The 9,727-nt window shown below is 71.4% G+C and carries 11 protein-coding genes; all 11 read left to right on the forward strand.

The window, feature by feature from the left end; all coding sequences use genetic code 11:
- Window positions 1–113: 113 nt before the first annotated feature.
- The 11 genes from AB0D93_RS40880 (at window position 114) to AB0D93_RS40930 (ending at window position 9,671) form a co-directional block, all read left to right on the forward strand.
- Window positions 114–545 carry a hypothetical protein gene (locus AB0D93_RS40880; RefSeq protein ID WP_362131632.1) on the forward strand — a complete coding sequence of 144 codons (432 nt, stop codon included), beginning with the start codon at window positions 114–116 and terminating at the stop codon, window positions 543–545.
- Window positions 546–680: 135 nt separating this feature from the next.
- On the forward strand, window positions 681–1,112 hold the full coding sequence (locus AB0D93_RS40885; protein ID WP_362131635.1) for a hypothetical protein: 432 nt from the start codon (window positions 681–683) through the stop codon (window positions 1,110–1,112).
- Window positions 1,113–1,327: 215 nt separating this feature from the next.
- Window positions 1,328–3,040: a DUF3560 domain-containing protein gene (locus AB0D93_RS40890; RefSeq protein WP_362131639.1), complete on the forward strand. Its 1,713-nt coding sequence runs from the start codon at window positions 1,328–1,330 to the stop codon at window positions 3,038–3,040.
- A 175-nt stretch (window positions 3,041–3,215) separates the two neighbouring features.
- Window positions 3,216–3,353 carry a hypothetical protein gene (locus AB0D93_RS40895; RefSeq protein ID WP_362131642.1) on the forward strand — a complete coding sequence of 46 codons (138 nt, stop codon included), beginning with the start codon at window positions 3,216–3,218 and terminating at the stop codon, window positions 3,351–3,353.
- A gap of 77 nt (window positions 3,354–3,430) precedes the next feature.
- A complete protein-coding gene (locus AB0D93_RS40900) occupies window positions 3,431–4,213 on the forward strand; it encodes a hypothetical protein (RefSeq protein ID WP_362131644.1) in 783 nt (260 codons plus the stop codon).
- An 80-nt stretch (window positions 4,214–4,293) separates the two neighbouring features.
- Entirely contained in the window at window positions 4,294–5,211 is a 918-nt protein-coding gene (locus AB0D93_RS40905) for a hypothetical protein (protein WP_362131647.1), read from the forward strand.
- Window positions 5,212–5,278: 67 nt separating this feature from the next.
- Entirely contained in the window at window positions 5,279–5,719 is a 441-nt protein-coding gene (locus tag AB0D93_RS40910) for a DUF6197 family protein (protein ID WP_362131650.1), read from the forward strand.
- Between the two features lie 104 nt (window positions 5,720–5,823).
- On the forward strand, window positions 5,824–6,372 hold the full coding sequence (locus AB0D93_RS40915; RefSeq protein WP_362131653.1) for a DUF6884 domain-containing protein: 549 nt from the start codon (window positions 5,824–5,826) through the stop codon (window positions 6,370–6,372).
- Between the two features lie 222 nt (window positions 6,373–6,594).
- Entirely contained in the window at window positions 6,595–8,019 is a 1,425-nt protein-coding gene (gene dndC, locus AB0D93_RS40920; RefSeq protein ID WP_362131656.1) for a DNA phosphorothioation system sulfurtransferase DndC, read from the forward strand.
- Window positions 8,020–8,197: 178 nt separating this feature from the next.
- Complete coding sequence (locus tag AB0D93_RS40925; protein WP_362131659.1) at window positions 8,198–9,004, forward strand: hypothetical protein; 807 nt, start codon at window positions 8,198–8,200, stop codon at window positions 9,002–9,004.
- Window positions 9,005–9,071: 67 nt separating this feature from the next.
- Entirely contained in the window at window positions 9,072–9,671 is a 600-nt protein-coding gene (locus tag AB0D93_RS40930) for an HNH endonuclease (protein ID WP_362131662.1), read from the forward strand.
- Window positions 9,672–9,727 lie beyond the last annotated feature (56 nt).

Consider the following 9,727-nt stretch of genomic DNA (forward strand, 5'->3'; position numbering starts at 1 on the left):
GGGGCGGTCCTTCTTCTGGGCGGCTTCGCTGAGCTTCAGGTCGGTCAGGCCGCCCTGGACCAGGTGGTGGGCGAACGCCGCCGCCCCCTCCCGTCCCCGAGGAAAGGAGCGCGATGCCGCGCGTCACCCGGGCGCACACCGTCGCCCACCACCTGGTCCAGGGCGGCCTGACCGACCTGAAGCTCAGCGAAGCCGCCCAGAAGAAGGACCGCCCCGGCCTCTACCGCGAAGACGGGTTTGCCGTCCGCAGCTACCACACACCGGACGGCACCCTGCTCACCGTGGCCGGCGCCTACGGCCCGGACTGGGTCATGACCCGCGCCGCGATCCGGTACCGGCTGGAACAGCCCTACATCCGGTACACCGTCACGGACGACGCCCACGAACTCGGCGACCACGAACTGTTGGTCCGCTGGGCCACAGGCGAGGAACTCCGCGCCCGCAGGCAGACCGCCGCGGCACGCCAGGCCCCGCTCGTCGCTCTGATCCGCCGCCAGGAGGCCGAACGGGCCGCCGAGGACGCCGGGCAGTCCGCACTGTTCTGACCGAGCCGACCGACGCCCGCGGGCCCCCGCCGGCCTTGCTTTCCTGCCCAAGCGCAAGAAACCGACGATCCACATCCGTCCGGCGGGGGCGACGGAGTCGCCGCCCCCGCCGGACTACCGAGAGAGAGGAGCGGGATGCAGCAATTCACCCGCCCGGACACTGTCGACCGCGGCCTGGTCCAGGGCGGATTCACCATGCTGGTCCTCACCGAGGCCCAGCAGAAGGAGGCCCTCCCGACCGCCTACAGCGTCGATGCGTTCTGCACCCGCACGTACCGCACTTCCGACGGCACTCTGCTCACCGTGGCCGGCGCCTACGGGCCGAACTGGTACGCAACGCTGGCCGGGATGCAGAACTGGCTCCAGCAGCCCAGCGTCGGGTACACCGTCACCGACGACGCCCCCGGACTGCGCGAGCACGAGCTGCTGGTCCGATGGGCCACCGCCGAGGAACTCCAGCCCCGGAGACTGGCCGCCGCCGAACGCCGGGCCACGCTGCGGGCGCAGGAGCGCCGCCGACAGGCCGAGCAGGAAGCCGAGGCGGCCGGGCAGTCCGCACTGTTCTGACCTAGCCGACCGGCGCCCACAGACCCCAGCCGGCCTCTCTCGCCAGGGCGGCGGACGATGCCGCCGCCCCGGAATCCCCGTCCGGGAAACCCCTGCTCAAAGGCGCTTCCACGCTTGAACATCAGGGGTAAAGCTGGTAATGTTGTTCTTGTTGGAAGGGGGTGGCACCCCGACCAGCAGACCTCGAAACCCCAACCGTGGAGGATCACCTCTCAATGACCGCAACACCCGCCAAGGGCACGATCACCATCACCCACACCCGCGCTGACGGCACTCTCGTGGAGGGAACCGAGAAGGGCGACGAAGCCGGGAAGATCCTCAAGCGCAAGGAGTACGGGCGCCGGGGCGGCCTGGCCTTCCGCTGGGGATACGACCTTCAGTGCTGGTACCTGCCCCACTCCCGGGATCACGCGGCCGACCGGTGGACGGTCAACAAGCTGCGCGGCTACCTCGAAGAGGCCGGGTACACCGTCGCCGTCGACATCGACGACCACAAGCGCCGCAGCTACGCCGAAGCGGAAGCCGAGCGGATCGAGCGTGCCGAGGCCCGCGCCGAGCGCTATGACGGCTACGCCGCGAACGCCGCCTCCCGGGCCGAGGGCGCGCACCGGTCCGCTGACGCCATCTCGGAATACATGACCGGCGAGCCGATCAAGGTCGGTCACCACTCGGAGCGCAGGCACCGCCGCGACATCGAGCGCATGGACAACCACATGCGGCGCGGTATCGAGGAGAGCTGGAAGGCTTCCTACTGGGCTGACCGTGCGGCGGCGGCCGAGCACTTCGAGGCGTTCCGCCGGGACCCCAACCGGACCTTGCGGCGCCTGGAGAAGCTGCGCAAGGAGCTTCGCGATATCGAGAAGTGGCAGCGCGGGGAGTCCGCGTGTGGCTTCACCCGCTCGACCACACCGGAGGGTCTGGCGACGCTGGCCACTGAGCGGGACGTGGTCCTGGAGAAGATCGCGTTCGAGGAAGCGGTGATCGCTGAGGCTGAGGCCCGGGGGTTCAAGGTGTGGGGGCCCGACGATTTCACGAAGGGCGATTTCGTGAACGCGGGCGGCACCTGGCGCGAGGTGCTGCGGGTGAACAAGAAGAGCGTGACCGTGCCGCACCTGCTGACCCGTACCGGTATGGCGGTGGTGCGGTCCGGCGACCGCGAGTGCACGGCCGGAACGGTGTACTACGGGCGGCCGTCGCCGTGTAAGGGCGGGAAGCGGTGCACCTGCGACACCCAGACCCTTCCGTATGACGCGGTGCGCGGATGGGCCAGCGGCGCCGACATCGCGCGCCTTGAAGCGACGGAGCCCGAGCCCGAGGCGCAGCGGAAGGTGTGCCCGCACTGCAAGCGCGTAGCGGGGAGCGAGAAGCGGTTCAGCACGGCGCGCGGCATGTGCACCGTGTGCGGGTACGCCGCGCCGCGGAACTTCAAGGCCGAGCCCGCACCTGCCCCGGAGGCTGCCGAACACCGGGAGCAGGCCGAACAGACCCCGCCGGTCGAGGAGCCGGCACCGGCGGCCGAGACGTGCCCCATGTGCCACTCCAGCCAGTGGCACCCGGTAGCGCGCCGCTGCGCCAACTGCCACCACGCCCCGGGGGGCGAGCCGACCCCCGCGCCGGCCCCCGCCGTGGGGGAGGGCTGGCAGGAGGGCATGGCCCTGGTGCTCATCGTCTCCAAGAACACCCGCCGCACCCGCAAGCGCGCCCTGTGGGCGATGACCCGCCGCGAGGCGCAGGCCGTGTGCGGCGACCCCCGCACCTCCGGCCGCTCGTACATGCTCACCTGGACCGAGCGGCCCGGCATTGAAGGCGCCGACTGGGAATGGGTCCCGGACAACGGGAGTCTCGACCCGGTCCTTGAGGACCTGGGCATCACCCCGCGCCGTGAGTGGACCGCCGCCCCGGAGGCCCCGGCCGCCGTCGCGCAGTAGCAGTCAGCCGGGGGTTCGGCCGCCGACCCGGCGGCCGGACCCCCGTGCAGGACCAGGGCTCCCAACCCCTTGGAAATCAGGCACTAACCTGGTATTGTTGTTCTTGTTGGAAGGGGGTGGCACCCCGACCGGCACCACCACTCGAAACCCACACCGAACCCACGGAGGAACCCCCGTGAACCCCTCGCAGCCCCGCCGTCCCGGCATCGCCCAGTACATCGCTGACGTCGTGATCAACCTGGTGCGCTTCCTCGGCCCTGACCCGGCCGCGATGGTCCGCACCGCGCCCGGCCGCCAGACCCGCCGGGGCTGACCCGCTCACCACGGGGGCGGCGCATGGCACCGCCGCCCCCGGCCCGCTCGAAACCCACCCCGTCCGAGGAGAACCCTGTGTCCCACTTCCCGCTGATCTCCGCGGTGCACGCCGCACTGCGCGCCGTCACGACCGACACCACCCCCGCCACGCTCGACCAGCTCGACAAGACACTGGCGGACCTGCCGCTGACCGAGGTCACCGACGGGTCAGAGAAGCTTGTCCGTCTCGCCCTGGAGATGATCGGCCACGCCCGTGACCACGAGCTGTTCCGCGCCGTGCGGGAGATGCAGGACCAGGTCACCGCCATGCTCGCCGAGGGGCCCCGTACCCCCGTGCACAGCCACCCCGCCATGCGGGCCGTCATCCAGGCCCTCGGCCTCTGCTACGCCGGCGGCGAGGACTGGAACACCGACAGCGCGAACTACCGGGCGTGGGACCGCGCCATGCACGCCGGGACCTACATGGTCCGCGCCGTGTCCGGCTTCCTGTACGCGGAAGCCGAGTTCACCCCGCGCAAGGTGACGCAGCGAGCGGAAGAGTTCTCCGCCGCCGCCCGCCGCGCCATCGCCTACCACGCCCGCGACCTGGCCCGCACCGCGCTGACGATGACCGCGTACGACTACGGCCTGTTCGTCATCGGGTCCCGCGCCTCCGGCCGGGACCGCCACACGTGGACCCGCCGCATCGGATCGGACACCTTCCAGTTCGAGGTCACCCCGCCCGACCTGTACCGCGGAGCCCCGGCGGGACGGCTGATCGTCACCAGCTACAAGACCGGCCAGCGCGTGCACGACCTGGCCCTGTCGACCAACCCGAAGCGCGGCAGCGCCGTTGCGGACGCCCTGTTCCTGATCTGACCCAGCACCCAGGCCGGGCGGCGGATGGCACCGCCGCCCGGCCTTCCGCTCGAAACCCCCGCACCAGACGGAAGGACCCCATGACCACCCCGTACACCGTCAACGACGCCAAGCTGAACGATGCGCTCGACGACGTCCACGAGCGCATCGCGCGCGCCGAGGACCGCCTGGCCCACATCGCCTGCGCGCACATCGCCGCCGCCGTCCGCGACATCCTCACCGAAGACGAGCCCTCCGCACCGTTCGACGCCACGCACCTGCGCCTGCTCTGGCATGGCCGCCGCAGCGAACTGAGCACCGATGGGACCTACTGGACCTCCAGGGGAGAACAACGCCGCATCGACGTCGCGGAGATGGACGTTCTGGCCGGATGGGTCGACCAGCTGAACGACCGCACCCGCCACATCTGGCGGCCCCTGTGCGAGCGCGACGAACCCCGCACCCTCGGGGAGCCGTTCGGCTACCGGCTCGACCTGGCCCAGGCCGCGCAGCTCCCCGACGAGGTCCACACCTCCGCCCGGGTGCGCGAGATCCGCAACCGCCTGGCCGCCGCAACCCACCGGCCATGGAGCGTCGAAGAGTTCACCTGGAACCGCAACGGCGCCACCGTTAGCAAGGACGACCTGGACGCGGTGCACACCGACTTCGTCGTCAGCGACTCCTCCGGGGCCAAGGTGGCCGAGGTCTCGGTCAGCTACGACGGCCCCGAGGACACCGACACGCCCGCGGAGGACGTCGCCGAGACCCGCGCCAACGCCGAGCTCATCACCCGGGCGCCGGAGGACCTGCTCTACCTCCTGGCCTACCTCGACCACCTCGCTGGTGCCGAGGACGCCGAGGAGCTTCACCTGCGCGGCTACTGCGGACACTGCGGGACCGCGCTCTACACCTCCACCGCGTCCGAGACCCCGACCGCCCTGGACGGCTCCAACGAGTGCAAGAGCCGCCGACTCCCCAGCGGCAGCACCTTCTCGATCCCCCACGTCCTGAGCACCTGACCCACCCGGGGGCGGCGGATGGCACCGCCGCCCCCGGCTCCTCGAACCCGTCACCAGGAGGACCGCCGTGACCGGCATCCGCTACTCGCCCGACAGCGTCCTGGTCCCGACCACCCCCGGCGCCCTGCTGGAGTGGGCCGCGACCCACATCACCCACGTCGGCATCTACCAGAGCCGCCACAGCCTCTTCAGCGGCCCCGGCCGCCTCGCACACCGCCGGTGCTCCGTCGGCGGCGCGCTCGACGTCGCCGCCGGCCGCGACCGCATGGCGCCCGACCGCCCGTACGACCTGGAGGCGATCGGCGCCGCCCTCGATGACGCCTACCGCATCCTCGCCGAACACCTCGAACGCGGACCCGTCTTGATCCCGCCCGGCCGCGAACCGACAGCGCACCACAAGACGGTCGTCCACCTGTGGACCCTCGCGCCCGGCCGCACCGCCCAGCAGGCGGCCGCCGCACTGCGCGCGGCCGCCGAGACCGCCGAGGCCGCCGACCGGCTGTTCTGAACTCCCACGCTTCGGGCGGAACCGCCCGAAGCCGCGCCCCCGCCGGGGTGGCGGATGGCACCGCCGCCCCGGTCCCCCTCGAAACCCAACCCAGGAAGAGACCCGTGCATACCCGCACCCCACCCACCGACGAGGAGGCCGGCACCGCCGCCGAAGACCTCCCCGCCCCCCTGCCCGCGGCGGGCCGCCCCATCGTGGTGATCCCGTGCAGCGCCACCAAGAAGCCCGTCGCCGCAGACGAGAAGACCCCCGCCGAGGAGCTCTATCAGAGCCTGTACTTCACCAAGTGCCTCACGGCCGCCCGCGCCATCCCTGGCGGAAGGGTCCTGATCCTTAGCGGCCGGTACGGGCTGATCGCCCCGCGCACGCCCATCGCCACGTACGAGAAACGGCTGGACCCGCGCAACGTCGACCACGCCAAGCACCGCGCCCAGGTCGCCGCCATGGGCGGGGCGGTGCGCCACGCGCCCGAGGTGATCGCGCTCGCGGGCAAGGACTACGCCGACGCGGTCGCCGCCCTCTGGCCGCACACGGTGCGGCCTCTCGCGGGCGCCGGCATCGGCGTCCAGCTCCAGCGGCTGACCCGCATCGCCGAGGCCGCCGACCCCCGGGCCGCCGCCCTGGCCTTCGCCGCCGCGGCGGCCACTCGCTGAAACGGCGGCCGCGCCGACCGGCGACGGGCAAACCGCTGGCCGCGCCCGCCCGTCGCCCGGCACGCCGCCGGGCGACGGCCGCCCCGTCTTCGCGCCGCCCGGCGCGCATCCATCGCTCACCCGCGGCCCCACGCCGCCCCACCGAGAGGAGACCTTCCCCTGTCCACCCCCCTGTTCCTGCCACTCGAAGTCGTCAAGCCGCAGCCGTTCGGCGGCCGCGCCATGGACGAGGCCATTCAGGAACTGCTCGCCGAGATCCGCGAGCTCTACCTGGCCGACGGCATCCCCTGGGTCGTCGGCTACTCCGGCGGCAAGGACAGCACCCTCACGCTTCAGCTGGTGTGGATGGCCCTGGCCGGCCTGCCGGTCGAGCAGCGCACCAAGCCGGTGCACGTCATCTCCACGGACACCCTGGTCGAGAACCCCGTGGTCGCCGCGTGGGCGAACCGGTCCCTGGAGGCCATGCGCACCGCGGCCGCCGCCCAGCAACTGCCCATCGAGCCCCACCGCCTTACCCCCGAGCTCGAAGACACCTTCTGGGTCAACCTCATCGGCCGCGGCTACGCCGCACCCCGGCCCAAGTTCAGGTGGTGCACGGAGCGGCTAAAAATTCGGCCCTCGAACAAATTCATCATGGACGTGACCAACCGGTACGGGCAGGCGATCCTCGTACTCGGCATCCGCAAGGCGGAGTCGACCACCCGGCGCCGGACGATGGAGCGGCACGAGAAGGGTCGCGTCCGCGACCGGCTCAGCCCGCACGGCAGCCTGCCCGGATCGCTCGTCTACTCGCCCATCGAGGCGTGGACCACCGACGAGGTATGGATGGCCCTGATGCAGTACCCCAACCCCTGGGGCCACTCCAACAAGGACCTGCTGGCGATGTACCGCGGCGCCTCCGAGGACAGCGAGTGCCCCCTGGTCGTGGACACCTCCACCCCCAGTTGCGGAGACAGCCGGATGGGCTGCTGGACCTGCACGATGGTCGAGCAGGACAAGAGCCTGAAGGCGATGGTCACCAACGACGAGGAACTGGAGTGGATGCGGCCCCTGCTGGCCCTGCGCGACGCCCTCGACATCGAGGACGACCGCCACCTGCGGGACTTCCGCCGCATGAACGGCACCCTCATGATCCACCGCGACCGCTTGGTCCACGGCCCCTACACCCAGGCCGCCCGCGAGGACTGGCTGCGCCGCCTGCTGGAGGCACAGACGAAGATCCGCGCCCGCGGCCCCGAGTACGTCCGCGACATCACCCTCATCACGCTCGACGAGCTGCACCTGATCCGCCGGATCTGGGTGTTCAAGAAGCACGAGGTCGAGGACAACCTCCCCGGGATCTACGAGGAGGCCACCGGCGAGCCGTTCCCCGGCCGCCCCCTGGACGAGACGATCGCCTTCAACGCCGCCCAGGCGATGATCGACACCTTGCGCGAGGTCTGCGGCGACGACGAGGAGGAGTTCCTCCGCGTCCGGGCCCTGCTGGAGGTCGAGCGGATCTACAACTCCTCCACCCGCCGCGCCGGCCTGTACGACGCCCTGGAGAAGGTCCTCATGAAGCACGGCTTCGAGGACGAGGAGGACGCCCTCGCCTTCGCCCGCTTCCGCCGCGGCGAGCCCACCAAGGAGCAGGGGGCACTGTTCTGACCAACCCGCGCGGCCGCCACCGACACCTCGGCGGCGGCCGTGCGCCGGCACCGACTCCGGCACCGCACTTCCCACGCCCGGCCCAAGTGCGGTATTTTTTTCAATGTTGGCTAGGGTGGCGCCTGGCCGGCACCACCTGCTGCACCACTCGAAACCCCTACCAAGGAGCACCACCCCCATGATCCCCAATGGCGTCACCCCTGCCGACGACCAGATCGCCGCCGACATCTTCGGCATGAGCGTCGGCTACTGGCAGGACACCAAGCCCTGGCAGAGGATCGGCCTGAAGCTGCTCAACCGCGAGGGCAGCCGCCGGCGCCTCTACTCCAAGGAGCAGCTGCTCGCCGCGCACGCGGAGGAGGAGCGCGCCAAGGCCCTCAACGAACAGCCGAGATACGACCTCCCTACGGTGCCGGCTGGCGAACACCCCGACGACCTGCTCGACCTGGAGGAGGCGCTCTACGCCCTGCCGGAGGAGCGCCGCGTCACGCTGAGCACCTGGAAGACGTACAAGTACGGCGACAAGACCCGCCTGCCGGCGCCGGACTTCAACCTCGGCGGCCAGGAGGTGGACGGCGAAATCGTCGGCGGTGAGGACTTCTGGCGCCGGCAGACCATCCTCGACTGGGACGCCAACCGTCCCGGCCGCGGAAGCCAGCCCGGCCGCGGCCGCAAGGTCGGAAGCAAGAACAAGGCTCCCCGGCAGCCCACACCGCAGGCCGAGGAACGCCGGCAGCAGGCCCGCCTGATTCTCGACGAGCAGCCGAACGTGGTCACGGCCAAGGTGCTCGCCGAGAGCCTCGGGGTCCACCCGGTGCACGCCGAGCGCCTGCTTCGCGCGGCCCGGCTGGAGAAGGTCCGCGACCTCCTGAAGGAGCGAGCGGACCTGACCGTCGAGGACGTCCAGCGCGAGACCGGGCTGACCGTCGTGGCGCACGCCCGCAAGCTGCTCGACGAGGCCCGCGCGACCACCGCCGTGCAGTGATCCCCCGCCCGTCGGGTCCCTGGCAGGATGACCAACGCCAGTACCGGACGAGCGGGGGAGCGCGAGGGTGGCCAGGGGCATCGAGCGAGCACTGGAGTACGTCGCCGAGCGCAGCGTGCTGGTGCCGCACGGATGCCGATACTGGGTCAGAAGCCTGACGACGGACGGCTACGCGAAGGCCGTCGTGACGGAAGCCGGCCGCGAACGCACCGTGCGGGTGCACCGGTGGCTGATGGAGCTGCTGCACGGCCCGCTCCCACCACGCACGATCACCGCACACAGCTGCAACGAGTCCCTGTGCGTCGAGCTCGACCACCTGTCGAACGCCACACAACGCACGAACATGCGGCAGATGGCGGACCAAGGCCGCGCAGCCGGCCGAGCACACCTCGGCTACGCCGACACCCGTGGCTCTCTGGGACGCGCACAGGCCATCCAGGCCGCACTCCGCGACGGGCTGGACCTGGACGCGCTCGCCGCCGCGATGCTCGCGGGCGAGGCACGCCCACTCGTTCGCGCGGCCCTGGCGAACGGGTACGACGCGGAGGCGTACCTCGCCGCCGTCCGCGCGTCCGATCCGAGTTCCGCGCTCGTACCGCTCTTTCCGGCGGACGCAGCCGCGGAGAACCCCGCCGCACCGGAGGACGGGCAGATGTCGTTGTTCTGAGACGCGCCAACGCCGAAGGCCCCGCCGGTGGATGGGTTTCCATCCACCGGCGGGGC

The sequence above is a fragment of the Streptomyces sp. NPDC048191 genome, assembly GCF_040652655.1.
Classification (GTDB): Bacteria; Actinomycetota; Actinomycetes; order Streptomycetales; family Streptomycetaceae; genus Streptomyces.